General features: G+C 39.6%; 14 protein-coding genes and 2 pseudogenes. 10 read left to right on the forward strand and 6 right to left on the reverse strand.

The window, feature by feature from the left end; all coding sequences use genetic code 11:
* Window positions 1-44 precede the first annotated feature (44 nt).
* The 3 genes from deoC to deoD all read left to right on the forward strand — a co-directional run bounded on the left by deoC (window position 45) and on the right by deoD (window position 3,065).
* Window positions 45-824, forward strand: a complete 780-nt coding sequence (gene deoC, locus V3224_RS06060) for a deoxyribose-phosphate aldolase (protein WP_334469300.1) — start codon at window positions 45-47, stop codon at window positions 822-824.
* Between the two features lie 238 nt (window positions 825-1,062).
* Window positions 1,063-2,286 (forward strand): phosphopentomutase, encoded by a 1,224-nt coding sequence (gene deoB / locus V3224_RS06065; protein WP_334469302.1) that lies wholly within the window; start codon window positions 1,063-1,065, stop codon window positions 2,284-2,286.
* Window positions 2,287-2,351: 65 nt separating this feature from the next.
* A complete protein-coding gene (deoD, locus tag V3224_RS06070) occupies window positions 2,352-3,065 on the forward strand; it encodes a purine-nucleoside phosphorylase (protein ID WP_334469304.1) in 714 nt (237 codons plus the stop codon).
* Window positions 3,066-3,131: 66 nt separating this feature from the next.
* On the opposite strand, the gene V3224_RS06075 is transcribed toward deoD, so the two are convergent.
* The gene (locus V3224_RS06075) at window positions 3,132-3,773 is read right to left on the reverse strand and encodes an AhpA/YtjB family protein (RefSeq protein ID WP_032115064.1); all 642 of its coding nucleotides are present in this window, start codon (window positions 3,771-3,773) and stop codon (window positions 3,132-3,134) included.
* 120 nt (window positions 3,774-3,893) lie between these two features.
* On the opposite strand from V3224_RS06075, the gene serB reads away from it, so the two are divergent.
* Genes serB through nadR form a run of 3 tightly spaced genes read left to right on the forward strand, consistent with a single transcriptional unit; the run spans window position 3,894 to window position 7,546 of the window.
* On the forward strand, window positions 3,894-4,871 hold the full coding sequence (gene serB, locus V3224_RS06080; RefSeq protein WP_334469306.1) for a phosphoserine phosphatase: 978 nt from the start codon (window positions 3,894-3,896) through the stop codon (window positions 4,869-4,871).
* 33 nt (window positions 4,872-4,904) lie between these two features.
* On the forward strand, window positions 4,905-6,287 hold the full coding sequence (radA, locus tag V3224_RS06085; RefSeq protein WP_334469308.1) for a DNA repair protein RadA: 1,383 nt from the start codon (window positions 4,905-4,907) through the stop codon (window positions 6,285-6,287).
* Window positions 6,288-6,298: 11 nt separating this feature from the next.
* A complete protein-coding gene (gene nadR / locus V3224_RS06090; RefSeq protein ID WP_334469310.1) occupies window positions 6,299-7,546 on the forward strand; it encodes a multifunctional transcriptional regulator/nicotinamide-nucleotide adenylyltransferase/ribosylnicotinamide kinase NadR in 1,248 nt (415 codons plus the stop codon).
* Between the two features lie 43 nt (window positions 7,547-7,589).
* Here nadR and ettA read toward each other — a convergent pair whose 3' ends face one another.
* Entirely contained in the window at window positions 7,590-9,257 is a 1,668-nt protein-coding gene (ettA, locus tag V3224_RS06095) for an energy-dependent translational throttle protein EttA (RefSeq protein WP_334469312.1), read from the reverse strand.
* A gap of 468 nt (window positions 9,258-9,725) precedes the next feature.
* Here ettA and V3224_RS06100 point away from each other — a divergent pair, with 468 nt between their 5' ends.
* The 3 genes from V3224_RS06100 (at window position 9,726) to trpR (ending at window position 12,206) form a co-directional block, all read left to right on the forward strand.
* A complete protein-coding gene (locus V3224_RS06100) occupies window positions 9,726-10,145 on the forward strand; it encodes a hypothetical protein (RefSeq protein ID WP_334469314.1) in 420 nt (139 codons plus the stop codon).
* A 134-nt stretch (window positions 10,146-10,279) separates the two neighbouring features.
* Window positions 10,280-11,812: a murein transglycosylase gene (gene sltY / locus V3224_RS06105; protein WP_334469315.1), complete on the forward strand. Its 1,533-nt coding sequence runs from the start codon at window positions 10,280-10,282 to the stop codon at window positions 11,810-11,812.
* 73 nt (window positions 11,813-11,885) lie between these two features.
* Window positions 11,886-12,206, forward strand: a complete 321-nt coding sequence (gene trpR, locus V3224_RS06110) for a trp operon repressor (RefSeq protein WP_409013907.1) — start codon at window positions 11,886-11,888, stop codon at window positions 12,204-12,206.
* A 71-nt stretch (window positions 12,207-12,277) separates the two neighbouring features.
* On the opposite strand, the gene yjjX is transcribed toward trpR, so the two are convergent.
* The gene (yjjX, locus tag V3224_RS06115) at window positions 12,278-12,817 is read right to left on the reverse strand and encodes an inosine/xanthosine triphosphatase (RefSeq protein ID WP_334469317.1); all 540 of its coding nucleotides are present in this window, start codon (window positions 12,815-12,817) and stop codon (window positions 12,278-12,280) included.
* Window positions 12,818-12,868: 51 nt separating this feature from the next.
* On the opposite strand from yjjX, the pseudogene gpmB reads away from it, so the two are divergent.
* A pseudogene (gpmB, locus tag V3224_RS06120) lies at window positions 12,869-13,351 on the forward strand (2,3-diphosphoglycerate-dependent phosphoglycerate mutase GpmB); the annotation flags it as partial.
* Between the two features lie 10 nt (window positions 13,352-13,361).
* On the opposite strand, the pseudogene V3224_RS06125 reads toward gpmB, so the two are convergent.
* From V3224_RS06125 to istA, 3 genes and pseudogenes are all read right to left on the reverse strand, one after another.
* Window positions 13,362-14,078 (reverse strand): annotated as a pseudogene (locus V3224_RS06125) (IS701 family transposase); the annotation flags it as partial.
* A gap of 60 nt (window positions 14,079-14,138) precedes the next feature.
* The gene (gene istB / locus V3224_RS06130; protein ID WP_334467780.1) at window positions 14,139-14,900 is read right to left on the reverse strand and encodes an IS21-like element helper ATPase IstB; all 762 of its coding nucleotides are present in this window, start codon (window positions 14,898-14,900) and stop codon (window positions 14,139-14,141) included.
* The gene (gene istA / locus V3224_RS06135) at window positions 14,887-15,927 is read right to left on the reverse strand and encodes an IS21 family transposase (RefSeq protein ID WP_334469320.1); all 1,041 of its coding nucleotides are present in this window, start codon (window positions 15,925-15,927) and stop codon (window positions 14,887-14,889) included. The genes istB and istA overlap by 14 nt, the downstream gene beginning before the upstream one ends.
* Window positions 15,928-15,930 lie beyond the last annotated feature (3 nt).

Genomic DNA, 15,930 nt, shown 5'->3' on the forward strand with positions numbered 1-15,930 from the left:
TGTTTAATCGCTAAAGCAATAATGTCAGTAGCTTTGAGAATTATATGATGGAATTAAAACTTGCTGCACAACGCGCATTAAATTTGATGGATTTAACTCTGCTAAATGATGACGATACTGATGAAAAAGTGAAGATTTTATGCCATCAAGCCAAGACTGCACAAGGAAATGCTGCCGCGATATGTATTTATCCTCGCTTTATTCCATTAGCACGTAAGATACTAACCGAACAAAAAACCCCGAATATTCGCATTGCCACGGTAACTAATTTTCCATTTGGTGGTTATGATGTTGCGATTGCTACAGCTGAAACACAAGCTGCTATTGCTTATGGGGCAGACGAAGTTGATGTTGTTTTTCCCTATCGAGCATTAATAACCGGTAATAAGCAAATTGGTTTTGACCTGGTTAAAGCGTGTAAAGAAGTTTGTCTACCGAAAGGTGTCTTACTGAAAGTTATTATTGAAGCCGGTGAATTAAAACAGCCTGATTTTATTCGACAGGCAACAGAAATTGCTATTGCTGCCGGCGCTGATTTTGTTAAGACATCAACGGGTAAGGTTGCGATAAATGCCACCCTAGAGAATGTTGAAATTATACTTAAAGTTATTCGAGATATGGACGTTGCTAGTCAGGTGGGTTGTAAGGTGGCAGGTGGCGTTCGTACGGTAGAAGAAGCTGCCCAATATCTGGTTTTAGCCGATCGAATCATGGGAAAAGAATGGGTAAATATTCGTCATTTTCGTTTTGGAGCGTCAAGCTTATTGTCTAGTCTATTAAATACATTAGGATGCCCAATAGATAATTTTACTGGCGACTATTAATTTTTATTGATCTTTTTATGCACTGTTTCAGTAATTATTGGCTGGCAGAAAAATGAAAATGTCTATTTTAATAATCTATGAAAATGATTGTTAATAAAAGAAATTTTTAGATAATAGCATCGATTAGTATTTTGTATTTATTGACGATAGTAAATAGTTATTATGAGCTCGAATTATGGAATGCGTTATTTTTTGTTTAATAATGGATTAATTGAATTTGGACTAACCAAGGGTAGTTATGAAACGTGTATTCATTATGGTGCTTGATTCTTTTGGTATTGGCGCTACGCCGGATGCGGATAGATATGGTGATGCTGGGGCGAATACTTTAGGCCATATTGCGGCCGCTTGTGCGCAAGGGAAGGCTGATAAGGGTCGTAAAGGTAAACTCTTTTTGCCCAATTTATCGCGTTTAGGGTTAGCAAAAGCCGCTGAGGGGTCATCAGGAGCATTTCCAATCGGCCTGGATGAAGACGCTGAGATTATCGGTGCTTATGGTTATGCGAGTGAGTTATCTTCCGGCAAAGATACCCCATCAGGTCATTGGGAGATCGCCGGGGTACCGGTTTTATTTGAATGGGGATATTTTAAACAGCAAAAAAATAGTTTTCCGCAACGATTATTGGATATGTTAGTTGAAGCGGCTAATTTGCCCGGTTATCTGGGAAATTGTCACTCGTCAGGCACGGTGATCTTGGATCAATTAGGTGAAGAGCATATGAAAACAGGTAAACCTATTTTCTATACTTCAGCCGATTCAGTCTTTCAGATAGCATGTCATGAAGAGACTTTTGGGGTTAAAAATCTTTATCAGCTTTGTGAAATAGCGAGAAAGACGCTAGATGAAGGTGCTTATAATATTGGACGTGTTATTGCTCGTCCTTTTATCGGCAATAAAGCTGGCTGTTTTCAGCGTACCGGTAATCGTCGAGATTATTCAGTTGAACCACCTGCACCAACCATCCTGCAAAAGCTGGTTGAAGAAAAAGCCGGCCAGGTGGTTTCAATTGGCAAAATTGCAGATATTTATGCCAATGTCGGTATTACTAAGCAAGTGAAAGCAACCGGTATTGAAGCGCTATTTGCGGCAAGCCTTGAGGAGATCAAAAAAGCGGCCGACAATACCATTGTGTTTACTAATTTTGTTGATTTTGATTCTTCATATGGACATCGTCGTGATGTTGCGGGTTATGCGGCAGGACTAGAGTTATTTGATAGTCTTTTACCTGAAATGCTGGCATTAATTGAGAATGAGGATGTTTTGATTATTACCGCAGATCATGGTTGTGACCCGACCTGGCTAGGAACTGATCATACGCGGGAAAATATTCCTATTTTAATTTATGGTCCGAAAGTAAAACCTGGGGCACTAGGTCATCGACAGACCTTTGCTGATATTGGTCAAACCGTTGCGCAATACTTTGGTTTATCGCCAATGGCATATGGCAAAACGCTATTTTAAGTATGATGGGAAATATTTGTTCATATTCCCGATTTTATCGATAAGTAATAAAAGGAAATTTATTTATGGCCACCCCACATATTAATGCTGAGATGGGCGATTTTGCGGAAGTTATGCTGATGCCAGGCGATCCTCTACGCGCAAAACATATTGCAGAAAATTATTTGACCGACAGCCGTCAGGTAAATGATGTTCGTGGTATGTTAGGTTTTACTGGTAATTATCAAGGTCGTAGCATTTCTGTGATGGGGCATGGTATGGGGATCCCTTCCTGTTCAATTTACATGAAAGAGCTAATTACTGACTTTGGTGTTAAAACAATAATACGAGTAGGATCCTGTGGCGCTATTAGCCATCAAGTAAAGTTACGCGATATTATTATCGGCCTGGGAGCATGCACCGATTCTAAAGTTAATCGACTAAAATTTGATGATAATGATTTTGCGGCTATTGCGGATTATCAGCTGGTTCATAATGCTGTAACTGCGGCTAAAGCAAAGAATTTCAACGTTCTGGTAGGTAATATTTTTTCTACTGATCTTTTTTATACGCCTCAAATGCAAGTGTTTGATACAATGGAAAAATATGGCATTTTGGGGGTGGAAATGGAAGCTGCTGGTATGTATAGCATTGCGGCGGAATATGGTGTCAAAGCACTAACTATTTGTACGGTTTCTGATCATATTCGTCGAGGCGAAAAGACAACTTCAGCAGAACGGCAAACGACATTTAATGAGATGGTTGAAATTGCGTTAGAATCAGTATTATTACTGGATTAAAAATAAATCATTAAATTTAAATCAAGCAAGAAAGCAGATTTTAATCTGCTTTCTTTTTAGCAATTTTTATTTCTTTTGCTGATTGTTTGCCGAGCGACTATTGCTTATTGATAAAAAAGGTAACTTTGGCCAGTGTATTGAAATTGATTTAGATAAAATATTAGCCAGAACAAAACCGATAGTGAGTGCTAAAAGTAACATAATCCTTAATAAATTAGCCATATTATCTATTTGTTTAGATCCTATACTAAATTGATGAGCATCAATGGTTAAACGTAAAAAGCCTTTTGGTTTTTTGGTATCGAAGATTGGAACAACCAATTGATAGTTAACATAGTTGTGGCATGGAGGGTGATTAAGGGATAATCGCTCTCGTAAAGCAACTTTTTCACCTGCATGCTGAATTTTGGTTCCATCATTAAGATAAACACTTGCATCGAGAATATGTTCATTAATAGTTAATTGGTTAAGAATGGCCAGGATCTGTTTATTATTAAAATTCTTACCATCACTTTGTATATAATTGGATAAGCTAAAAGCAACTTGTTCAGCATGTGTATGAGCCAATTCTTTAAACTGCTCGACTCTGATTTTCTGATGTAACTTACTAAAATAACTAACCTTTTGGATTAGAATAATGAGTAAGAAGAGGCAAATTAAAATGATAACAGTTTTATGTAATCGAAACTTTAATTTCGTTTTAATCATAATCGGCTCTTTTAAACTTAGTTCATTATCATATTGCCAGAGGTTAAGATGATAGGATAGTTTGAAAAGCCGTTTTTTTGTTGGCTAATTGTTGTGATTGGATGACAGGAGTATGAATTAATGTCGACGAGTTTAACCTATTGTTATTTGCCTAATGAGATCCAAAAATGGCCTGGATTACCGCTTTCACTAAGTGGTGAAGAGGTTATGCCTTTGGATTATCGGGCTGGAGATAGTGGTTGGTTGCTTTATGGACGAGGACTGAATAAGCAACGTATCAGTCAATTTCAACAACGCTCTGGTAATGCGATTGTGATTGTTTCTTCTTGGCGTATTGATGATTATCAAGTCGTTCGTATCGCGGGTAGCTTAAGCGCAAAAATAAAGAAAATAGCTGAAGAGTGTGGTTTAGATGTTGTACCGCTGGGTAATATTCCCCGTTTACGTGTGCCAGGCTTGTTGGTGATGGATATGGATTCAACGGCAATTCAGATCGAATGCATTGATGAAATTGCTCGTTTGGCGGGAGTTGGCCAGCAGGTTGCTGAAATTACAGAACGCGCAATGCAAGGGGAAATTGATTTTAGTGAAAGTTTAAAAGCTCGGGTTAAGTTACTTGCTGGAGCCGACATGCAAATTTTGCAAAGTGTATTAGAGCATATGCCACTGACACCAGGCTTAACCAGTCTTGTCCGTAAGTTGCAGGCATTTGATTGGCATGTTGTTATTGTTTCAGGTGGATTTAATTTTTTTACTAATTATTTGAAGGAAAAATTAAAATTAACCGCTGCGGTGGCTAACAAACTTGAAATTAAAGATAACAAATTGACCGGTAAGGTGAATGGCAACATTGTGGATGCTAAAGTCAAAGCACAAACCTTAATAAAATTAGCTAGACAATTCTCTATTCCAATCGAGCAAACCGTTGCTATTGGTGATGGCGCAAATGATGTAAAAATGATCCGTAAGGCGGGATTGGGTATTGCTTATCATGCTAAATCTAAAGTACAGGCCAGGGCAAAAGTAGCGATTCAACATGCAGATTTGATGGGTGTACTTTGTGTTTTAAGTGGTGGCTTAAAGCATGAAGAGCGTTAACGATCAAATCAATAAATAAAAGAGGCAATAACGGTGGCAAAAGCAATAAAAAGAGCATTTGTCTGTAATGAATGTGATGCAGATTATCCACGCTGGCAAGGCCAATGTATCGCTTGTCATACCTGGAATACGATCACCGAGGTAAGATTAGCTGCCAGTTCTACTTCGCGAGCAGAACGCCTTAATGGTTATGCTGGTAGTGCTACAGGTAACCAAGTACAGAAATTGTCTGCCATTAGTTTAGAAGCATTGCCACGTTTTTCTACTGATTTCAAAGAATTTGACCGTGTTCTCGGTGGTGGTGTGGTACCTGGTAGCGCGATTTTAATTGGTGGTAACCCAGGTGCTGGTAAAAGTACATTGCTTTTGCAAACTATGTGTCGGCTTTCATCACAGATGAAAACTTTATACGTCACCGGTGAGGAGTCTTTACAGCAAGTGGCGATGCGAGCGCATCGATTAGGGTTACCGTCCGATAATCTCAATATGTTATCTGAAACCAGTATTGAGCAGATTTGTTTGATTGCAGAGCAGGAACAGCCAAAATTGATGGTGATTGATTCTATTCAGGTCATGCATATCGCGGATATACAGTCATCACCTGGTAGTGTGGCACAAGTCCGAGAAACTGCGGCTTATCTTACCCGATTTGCCAAAACACGAGGGATCGCCATTATCATGGTAGGGCATGTCACAAAAGATGGTTCTTTGGCCGGCCCGAAAGTGCTTGAACACTGCATTGACTGTTCGATAATGCTCGATGGTGAAGCAGATTCACGATTTCGTACCTTAAGAAGTCATAAAAATCGATTTGGTGCGGTTAATGAACTGGGTGTATTTGCCATGACAGAAAAAGGGTTAAAGGAAGTGAGTAACCCATCGGCTATTTTTCTCAGTAGAGCAGAAGAGATCACTTCGGGCAGCTCGGTGATGGTTGTTTGGGAAGGAACGCGACCATTGCTGGTGGAAATTCAGGCGCTAGTGGACTATTCAATGCTAGCTAATCCGCGACGCGTTGCTGTCGGTTTAGAGCAGAATCGATTAGCGATTTTGCTGGCTATTTTGCATCGGCATGGTGGATTACAGATGTCGGATCAAGATGTTTTTGTTAATGTTGTTGGTGGGGTTAAAGTGACGGAAACCAGTGCTGATCTTGCTTTACTCTTTTCTTTAGTATCCAGTTTCCGTAATCGTCCATTGCCGCGTGATGTTGTGGTTTTTGGTGAGGTTGGATTGGCGGGTGAAATCCGTCCAGTACCTAGTGGCCAAGAGCGGATTATTGAGGCGGCAAAACATGGTTTTAAACGAGCGATTGTTCCTTATGCTAATGTGCCCAAAAAACCATTACTCAATATGCAGTTATTTGGTGTGAAAAAACTGTCAGAGGCATTAACGGTTATGGAAAACTTTGATTAACCGGAGAAGCGATGAAACAGTTTGATTATTTGAAACAGGCTATTAAACAAACAGGTTGTACTTTACAACAGATTGCGACTGCTTGCGGCATGACAAAAGGTTATTTAAGCCAATTAATTAATGAAAAAATTAATAATCCTAGCGCGCGCAAAATTGCCGCATTGCATCGTTTTTTAAATATTGAATATCCATTAAAGCCTAAACGTATTGGTGTGGTATTTGGTAAGTTTTATCCATTGCATACAGGCCATATTTACCTGATACAGCGTGCGTGTAGTCAAGTTGATGAATTATATGTCATTCTTTGTCATGATGAACCTCGTGATCGGGTGCTTTTTATCGATAGTTCGATGTCACAGCAACCGATAGTAAGCGATCGGCTACGATGGTTATTACAAACTTTCAAATATCAAAAAAATATTTATATTCATTCCTTTGATGAGCAAGGCATAGAACCATACCCACATGGCTGGCAAGTATGGAGCGAAGGAATGAAAAAATTTTTAATGGCAAAGAATATTCAACCACAATTTATTTATTCTGGCGAAGTGGATGATATTGCGCATTATAAAAAATATCTTGGTGCAGAAGTGGTGCTTATTGATCCTGAGCGCACATTTATGAATATTAGTGGCAATCAAATTAGGCAAGCGCCATTTCGGTATTGGGAATATATTCCAACGGAAGTAAAACCATTTTTTGTGCGTAAGGTAGCCATATTAGGTGGGGAATCAAGTGGTAAATCGACTTTAGTTAATAAGCTTGCGAATATTTTTAACACCACCAGTGCATGGGAATATGGTCGTGATTATGTTTTCTCTCATTTAGGTGGCGATGAGATGGCGTTACAATATTCTGACTATAACAAGATAGCATTGGGTCATGCAAAATATATTGATTTTGCCGTTAAATATGCTAATAAAGTTGCCTTTATCGATACTGATTTCATTACCACCCAAGCTTTTTGTAAACGATATGAGGGGAAACCACATCCTTTTGTGCAAGCATTAATTGATGAATATCGTTTTGATCTGGTTATTTTATTAGAAAATAATACCCCATGGGTTGCTGATGGATTACGCAGTTTGGGTAGTGATGAGGAACGTATAACATTTCAAAATTTATTGATTGAACTACTGATTGAAAATCAAGTGGAATTTGTGGTGGTTGATTCGCCTAATTATGATGAGCGTTTTTTACGCTGTATTGAGTTGGTTCAGCAACTGCTTATGATGGATGAAAAATCTCCGAATTTTTAAATGATAAGGCTTGCTTTAGCAAGCCTTATTTTATTTGGCCTATTTATTTGCTCATCTTTTTATATTTGATGCGATGAGGTTCTAGCGCATCAGCGCCCAATGTCCGTTTTTTATAATCTTCATATTCACTAAAATTACCTTCAAAGAAAGTGATTTTTCCTTCATCTTGATAATCAATAATATGAGTGGCAATACGGTCAAGAAACCAGCGATCGTGGGAAATAACTAATGCACTGCCAGGAAATTCCAGTAATGCGTTTTCTAACGCGCGTAATGTTTCGACATCCAAATCGTTAGTTGGCTCATCCAGTAGTAGCATATTACCACCAACCTGAAGTAGTTTTGCCAAGTGTAAACGGCCACGTTCACCACCAGATAGTTCTCCAACTCGCTTACCCTGATCAACTCCTTTGAAATTAAAGCGTCCGACGTAAGCTCTACTTGGAATTTCGAAATTACCGATACGCATAATATCTTGTCCGCCGGAAACCTCTTCCCACACGGTTTTATTATTGTCCATGGTGTCACGAAATTGTTCAACTGAGGCAACTTTAACGGTTTCACCTAAGGTTATTGTGCCAGAGTCAGGTTGTTCTTGACCTGAAATCATGCGAAAAAGGGTTGATTTTCCCGCGCCATTTGGGCCGATAATACCCACGATAGCCCCTTTAGGGATCGAGAAACTAAGGTTATCAATTAAAACCCGATCACCATAGGATTTATTGAGATTTTCAACCGTTAAAACTTTGTCTCCTAGACGAGGCCCTGGCGGAATGAATAGCTCGCTGGTTTCATTACGTTTTTGATAGTCAACACTGTTTAACTCTTCAAAACGGGCTAAACGGGCTTTTCCTTTTGCTTGCCGGCCTTTAGGATTTTGTCGGATCCACTCAAGTTCTTTTTCGATCGATTTGCGGCGAGCCGCTTCGTTGGAAGCCTCTTGTGCTAAGCGAGTCTCTTTTTGTTCTAACCAAGAGGAATAATTACCTTCCCATGGAATACCCTCTCCGCGATCAAGTTCCAGGATCCAACCTGCCACGTTATCTAAGAAGTAGCGATCGTGAGTGATAGCAACAACAGTGCCTTCGTAATCATGTAAAAACCGTTCTAACCAGGCGACGGATTCTGCATCCAAATGGTTAGTTGGTTCATCAAGTAATAGCATATCGGGTTTTTCCAGCAGTAAACGACAAATAGCTACCCGACGCCGCTCTCCACCTGAAAGTTGTTCTATTTTTGTTTCCCAGGCTGGCAGGCGTAATGCATCGGCTGCACGTTCCAACTGGTTATCTAAATTGTGTCCGTCATGTGATTGCAAAATGGCTTCTAACTGGCCTTGCTCTTTTGCCAGTTTATCGAAGTCAGCATCAGGTTCAGCATAGGCCGCATAGACTTCATCAAGGCGAGTAAGAGCATTTTTTATTTCACTAACTGCCTCTTCGACTGCTTCACGTACGGTATGATCAGGATTAAGTTTTGGTTCCTGGGAGAGATAGCCAATTTTGATCCCTGGATTGGGGCGTGCCTCACCTTCAATTTCAGTATCGATACCAGCCATAATACGAAGTAATGTTGATTTACCCGCTCCATTAAGGCCAAGAACACCAATTTTGGCACCTGGAAAGAAACTAAGAGAGATATTTTTTAAGATATGTCTTTTCGGTGGGACAATTTTTCCCACTCGATGCATGGAATAGACGAACTGTGCCAATTTATTCTACCTTTTAGCTAATTGAATAATTTTAAATATCAACGGGTTGCTTATCTCATTTGAAGAAAATATTCAGGCACTTAATTAAACTCTGCCTAAATTACGATTAATAATATTAATAAGATCTAATCAAAAATTTATTGCAGATCTTTAGCATAAAGTTTTATTAAAATAAATGATTACCTTATTCATATTGTAATGAGCCATGTAATTAAGCGGGTAGGTTGCTGAGTGGTTATTATACACGATCCTATTTACTAATATTAATAGTTTAATTTTTATGTAGGATATTGTTCATCAAGCGTACTGGCAATCATTTTGCAATCCTAAGGAATTATATTTTTATGATTTATTTTCTTAAATTAGTTCAGTAATTATGTTTGTTTTGGATAATAATATTTTATATAGATATAGTTATCTTAGACAGGAGTAAATAATGGCGTCGAGAAATGGTGGCCAGAGATAATATTGCTGATAATACTCTGGTTACCTTTCCATGTTCTGGGTGATTCATTAGCCGCTCAACGTGAGCGTTATCAGGCAATTAAGCAAGCCTGGGATGCTAATGATAATCATCGAGTCGCAAGTTTGATGCCAACATTAACCGAATATCCGCTTTATCCTTATCTGGCATATCGGCGATTGACGCAAGATCTTAATACCATTTCTGGAGCGCAAGTAGAGACTTTTATTAAACAATATCCCCATTTTCCCCTCAATCAAAAGTTGTCTACCCTTTTTGTCAATCAGCTTGCCCAGCGTAAAGAATGGCATAGCTTACTAGCTTTTAGCCCTTCACCGCCGAGGCCGATTATTGCTCGTTGTAATTATTACACGAGTTTCGCACCAATAAAAAAACGCTCTATTTTTAAGTTTAATTCAGCATAATATATAAATAGAAAAAATCTCATAAATTAAAAATAACTTATTGTAATTTAAGTAAATTTATACGTCTTAGCAAGTTACAGATTAATTATTGTTCTGAAGCCATTTCTAGAATTTTATATGCCCGTGCGAAACTCGTGTATTACTATGCCAAATGGCAAACAGGTAATAAGCAAGCGGCGTGGCAGGGAGCGAAACAGATTTGGTTACACGGCTATCTACTACCCCAAGCGTGCGAACAGCTTTTTACCCGTTGGCAACAAGCTGGACAATTAACCACTGAATTGATTTTGCAACGTATTTTTTTAGCTATTAAAAGCAATGATGCTGCTTTGGTTACCAGCCTAGTCAATCGGTTGCCAACTAAAGATCAAATTATCGGCCAGCGCTTGGCCAAATTACAGCAAGATCCCTCTTTAGTGGTGAAATTTGCCAGCCTGGTCAAGCCATCGGCGTTTAATCGACAAGTGATATTGTTGTTTTTTAACCGCTTTGCCAGCCAGTCGGGAGAGAAAGCCAAGGCTGCGATACCGATTATTATCCAAGCACAGAAAATGAGCCCTTTACAACAGCAGCAATTGAAGGATGATATCGCCTGGCAATTATTCGGTGAGGTGACGTTACAACAAGCTAAGTGGCGTGATACTGTTATTCAACACTCATCTTCAATTTCTTTACGTGAACGAAGGGTGCGTTTAGCGCTGGCAAGCAATGATATGGTTTCGCTTGCGCAATGGTTAAAGCGATTATCTAAAGAAAGCCGAAATAAGGAAGAGTGGCAATATTGGCAGGCTATTACTCTAATCGCTCAAGGTAAGCCTAAGCAAGGTAAAAAGATATTATTCAACTTGGTGAAACGGCGCGGATTTTATCCTATGGTTGCGGCACAAAAATTGAACATTCCGTATCCTATAAATATTGCGATTGCCGCTAAACCTGAAAATGATATCGATTTATTGCCTGAGGTACAGCGAATAGGTGAATTGTTGTTTTGGAAGAAGGAAAATTTAGCCCGCACTGAATGGATTAATCTGCTTATCAGACGGAAAAAAATCCGCCAACAGCAACTAGCACGCTATGCATTTGAACATCGGTGGGCTGATTTGAGTGTACAGCAGACAATTATTGCCAAACTATGGGATCATTTAACAGAGCGTTTTCCTATCGCCTGGGAACGTGAATTTGAACGGCACATAAAAGATAAAAAAATTGATAAAAGTTTTGCCATGGCGATTGCCAGACAAGAAAGTGGTTGGAATCCACAAGTGCGTTCTGCTGCGGGTGCGATTGGTTTGATGCAATTAATGCCACAGACAGCACAAAAAGTGGCAAAATTGAATGGCATTGCAGATTATACCGATAGTAGTAAGTTAATTGATCCAGAAAAAAATATTGAGCTTGGTACCGCATATTTGGAGACAGTTTTTCAGCAATTTGGATTTAACCGGGTATCAGCTTGTGCTGCTTACAATGCTGGACCTGCCAGAGTGGCGCGTTGGTTAGCAATCAGTAACGGAAAATTAGATGTTATCTCTTTTATTGAAAGTATCCCATTTTCTGAAACGCGACGTTATGTTAAAAATGTACTTGTCTATAATCTTTTTTATCAATATTTTCTCGGTAACTCAGTTAAAATATTAACAAAAAGCGAATGGATGATGAACTATTAGTGCTCTTTATGTCCATCACCGAGCTGTTTATGTTATGCTATTGTACTAGTTAAATAGTATGGCGGTATATATTATGGAAAACTATCTTATTGATCCAGCCCTTCAACCTGAAGAAAATAGTGATTGGCAACGCTTTGTCGAATTATTGCGTAGTGCTTTCCAACAAGAGTTACAGCAACCCATTTTACAATTATTTTTAACCCCAGATGAACGTGTGGCATTGGGGACTAGAGTTCGGATTATTCAGGCATTAATGGACGGTGAAATGAGTCAGCGAGAGCTTAAAAGTGAGTTAGGTGTCGGAATTGCAACCATCACGCGGGGTTCTAATAGTCTGAAGAGTGCGACTAAAGAGGTGAAAGTTTGGTTGGAACAGCAGTTACTCAAGCCATAAACATCTTTTATTAAATTGTAAAATGTACACCTTTAGCCACTTTTTATACGATTTGGTTACGCTGACATGAGCTAGCTGTCATGTAGCACATTAAGTTCTTTATAAATTTCATGTTGGATAGGTGCTAATGCTAAAATAAGCGCTTGTTGGTAGACACTGGTACGGCTGAGTAAACCATTGGTAAAAAAACCAATTGCCCCTTCGTTGTGTTTAATATTAGCCATACCAGTGATATTCGCCATCACATCGCCTAACTCGCGGCCTTGTTGAATACTAAACAAAATTTGCTCCGGTAACATAATACTGGCAGAACGCGATTCACCGCGAATTTGTTTATGTTCAATGGTTATCCAGGCAAAAGTCATTTCATCTTCAACCCCAGCTTCAATACCTACCCAAAAATCGGCTTCGGGCCGAACTTGACGTGAAGCCATAACACGCTGGCGTGCACCTTTGCGGGTTTCCGTATTACCAATTGGTTGTTGGGCTACATTACTACTAACATTGATACTTTCTATTTGATAATTGCCAGCACCAAAAACAGCTTCAAATGCTAAATGGATAGCGTTTATTTTGGCCGGATTTGCGGTTGCTGCGATTACTTTATACATTAATTAGTATCCTTTAAAATATTATTTTGTGAAGTATAACGGAAAATTATTATGTTACAGGTCTATCTTGTTCGCCACGGAGAAACTGAATGGAACGTGGCTCACTGTATTCAGGGACAATCTGACAGCCCACTCACTGAAGTTGGCATTAGACAAGCTAAATTGGTTGCTGAAAGAGTGAAATCAATTGGCATCACTCACATTATATCCAGCGACTTAGGGCGCACGCAGAAAACGGCAGAAATTATCGCGCAAGCTTGCCATTGTAACATTATTCTTGAGCCACGGTTAAGGGAATTGAACATGGGGATCCTTGAAGGGCGGGCAATTAGTTCGTTAAGTGACGAAGAAGAGCGTTGGCGTCGAAATTTAGTTAATGGCTCTCCTGGAGCACGTATTCCCGATGGTGAATCTATGGGAGAGATAACAGAACGCATGTTTACTGCGCTAGAGAAGTGTCGTTCTTTACCAGCAGGGAGTATACCTTTATTGGTTAGTCATGGGATAGGGTTAGGAGCATTACTTACACTAGTTTCGCACAAAACTAATTTGGGTACGCTAATAAAACACGGATTTGCTCAGTAATAGCACTTTTGATTACGTCCCAATTTTGTTGATAAAGGGTTATTTTTTCAGATATACGACGTTTATGTTGTTCAAACCACGCAGAAATAGCGAGAAAAATATGATTTCTTTGCGCTCGGCTCGTGCGAGCCTGACAGCGTTCAATACCACAGTTTTGTTTAACTTCTCGATGATAAACTTCAACAGACCAACGGGCATCCATGATAGATTTGAGGTATTGACGGGTGGGATTCTCTTTGTTTGTTACTATGTAATCAATACGGCCGTTTTTGGCTGTAAATTTGAAAACGGTTACCCAACCATATCCTCGCAAGTGTATTGACGTTCCTTCTTCTGAGATGTCTAACTTGTTCAGTTGTTTGTTATGGTTAACAATCCTATTTTTCCTCAGCGTGGTTACCCAGACCCAACCATGAGAGCGAATTGATTTCAGGTTATCCAGGCTAGAATACCAAGCATCCATCACTAGGGCTTCTGGCATGATCCCTCTTTTTTTAGCAAGAGTGAGCATTTCGGAAAAGTGCGTGTTTTTTGTTTTTCCATCAGAATCTTTATCATAAATAAGATAATTGATAGGAATTGATTCAACCTTCGTCAGATCATGCCAAAGCAAATTAACTAAACCTATGCCAGCAATAACATCATGTTCATTACCTGAATATTGATAATGTGTCAACGATCACCGAAAACTGATCCACTTTTTAGCTAAATCCGATCAATCAAAATTGATCCACTTTTACTCAGTCATTGCTCCTGAGCGCCGCTTATCTTTCAATCGATAGCTTTCACCGCTTAATTGCAGTACATGCGAATGATGAAGTAAACGATCAAGCATAGCGGCAGTTAATGTTGCGTCATCAGCAAAAGCATTTGGCCATTGCCCAAATGATAAGTTACTCGTCAATATGACACTGCCATGCTCATAACGCTTGGCAATCACATTGAAAAACAGGTTTGCTTCTTCTCGCCCAAACGGCAGGTATCCAATCTCATCGATAATCAACAATTTCGGGGCCATCACCGAACGTGATAGATATTGTTTGAGCTTATTTTGTCGTTTGGCAGTTGAGAGTTGCAACATCAGTTCAGCTGCCGTGGTAAAGCGGGTTTTCTTCTTGGCCTGTACTGCTTTTAATCCTAACCCAATAGCTAAATGCGTTTTGCCTACACCGCTTGGGCCAAGCAACACGACATTTTCATTACGTTCAATAAACGTTAATGCGCTTAATTCCTGTATGTGTTGTTTGGGGATCCCCGTTGCAAACTTAAAATCGAACGTATTAAGTTCTTTATGTGCTGGGAATCCTGCCATCCGACTCAAAAGATTACGGGTTCGTTCATCTCGTTGTTGTTGCTCACATTTTAATAGGGACAGTAAAAACTCTCCGTAGCTTTTGTCTTGGGCAATGCATTGTTCGGCAAGTGATGACCAATGAGTCGGAATAGAATTTAATTTCAATGACTCACACAGGTGTTCAATTTGTTCATGTAATAACATGTTCACCTCCCAGCAATGCTTCGTATACGCTGATTGAGTGTTGCAAACTGACAGATTCAAGGGGCGGTACGATACGGATATTAAGCGTATCAGTCTGCGGGATAGATTGGCAAACCCTTGCTGGTAAGGGTAGAAGATACTTAACTTCCTTAGCTAGTCTATCTGCTGGCTTCTCTAACGTTGTTCCATGAATCCGCTGATGGGCAACGCGTTGTAACCAGGGCCCCACTCTTGCATTAGCTATCTCAATATCCAGTTCAAGATTATGAGCACGAAGGTCGGTATTTAATGGTACGATAAAGCTGTTTTTTAAATAGTGGTTAAAGCGCTCTACTTTCCCTTTAGTTTTTGCCCTGTAGGGCTTGCAAGCACACAATTTAAACCCGTAATCTTTCGACATTTGAAGGATTTCGACATGTAATTTATGTTCACCTTCTGCATAAGCATCCCGTTCGATGATGAGGGATTTTGCGTTATCACACAATATTTCGTGTGGTACACCACCAAAATAGTCGAAAGCTTCTCGTAAACCTTGTTGCCAGGATTCTGCTCGTTCATTATCAAAGAACTTTACATAACTCGCACGCGAATAGCCTAGCGTTGCACCAAACGCTTTTAGTGATTTTTTACCTCGCCGGATGCTGGTGAAGTCGATTTGCATTTGTTGACCTGGCTGTGTTTCAAAACGGACGACAGCTTCGGGAACAATGCTTGGTTTAAATTGACAAACAAATCGGCGTAATTGAGCAATACCGCCTTGATAGCCGCTTTCAACTACTTCATCAAATAAGACTGTTGCAGGGATCCAATCAGGTTTAGCCAGTTCAATTCGATGAAGCAAATAAGGTTTAAAGGGTGCTAATTTAGTCGGTTGTTGACTTCTTTTAGGATAAGTTGGCATTGTCTGTTGTTGTAAATGATGTTTTACGGTGTTACGGGATATGCCCAATTCACGGGCAATTTTTCGAAGGCTTTGTCCTTGTGCAAAGCGAACATGAATATCCACAAATATCTCCTTGGTTAACATAAA

This window comes from Arsenophonus sp. PmNCSU2021_1 (genome assembly GCF_036919435.1).
Lineage (GTDB): Bacteria > Pseudomonadota > Gammaproteobacteria > Enterobacterales > Enterobacteriaceae > Arsenophonus > Arsenophonus nilaparvatae.

Coding starts and splice junctions, on each gene's coding strand:
- deoC (WP_334469300.1), top strand. CDS start 45: ATGATGGAATTAAAACTTGCTGCACAACGCGCATTAAATTTGATGGAT.
- deoB (WP_334469302.1), top strand. CDS start 1,063: ATGAAACGTGTATTCATTATGGTGCTTGATTCTTTTGGTATTGGCGCT.
- deoD (WP_334469304.1), top strand. CDS start 2,352: ATGGCCACCCCACATATTAATGCTGAGATGGGCGATTTTGCGGAAGTT.
- V3224_RS06075 (WP_032115064.1), bottom strand. CDS start 3,773: ATGATTAAAACGAAATTAAAGTTTCGATTACATAAAACTGTTATCATT.
- serB (WP_334469306.1), top strand. CDS start 3,894: ATGTCGACGAGTTTAACCTATTGTTATTTGCCTAATGAGATCCAAAAA.
- nadR (WP_334469310.1), top strand. CDS start 6,299: ATGAAACAGTTTGATTATTTGAAACAGGCTATTAAACAAACAGGTTGT.
- trpR (WP_409013907.1), top strand. CDS start 11,886: ATGGAAAACTATCTTATTGATCCAGCCCTTCAACCTGAAGAAAATAGT.
- yjjX (WP_334469317.1), bottom strand. CDS start 12,817: ATGTATAAAGTAATCGCAGCAACCGCAAATCCGGCCAAAATAAACGCT.
- istB (WP_334467780.1), bottom strand. CDS start 14,900: ATGTTATTACATGAACAAATTGAACACCTGTGTGAGTCATTGAAATTA.
- istA (WP_334469320.1), bottom strand. CDS start 15,927: ATGTTAACCAAGGAGATATTTGTGGATATTCATGTTCGCTTTGCACAA.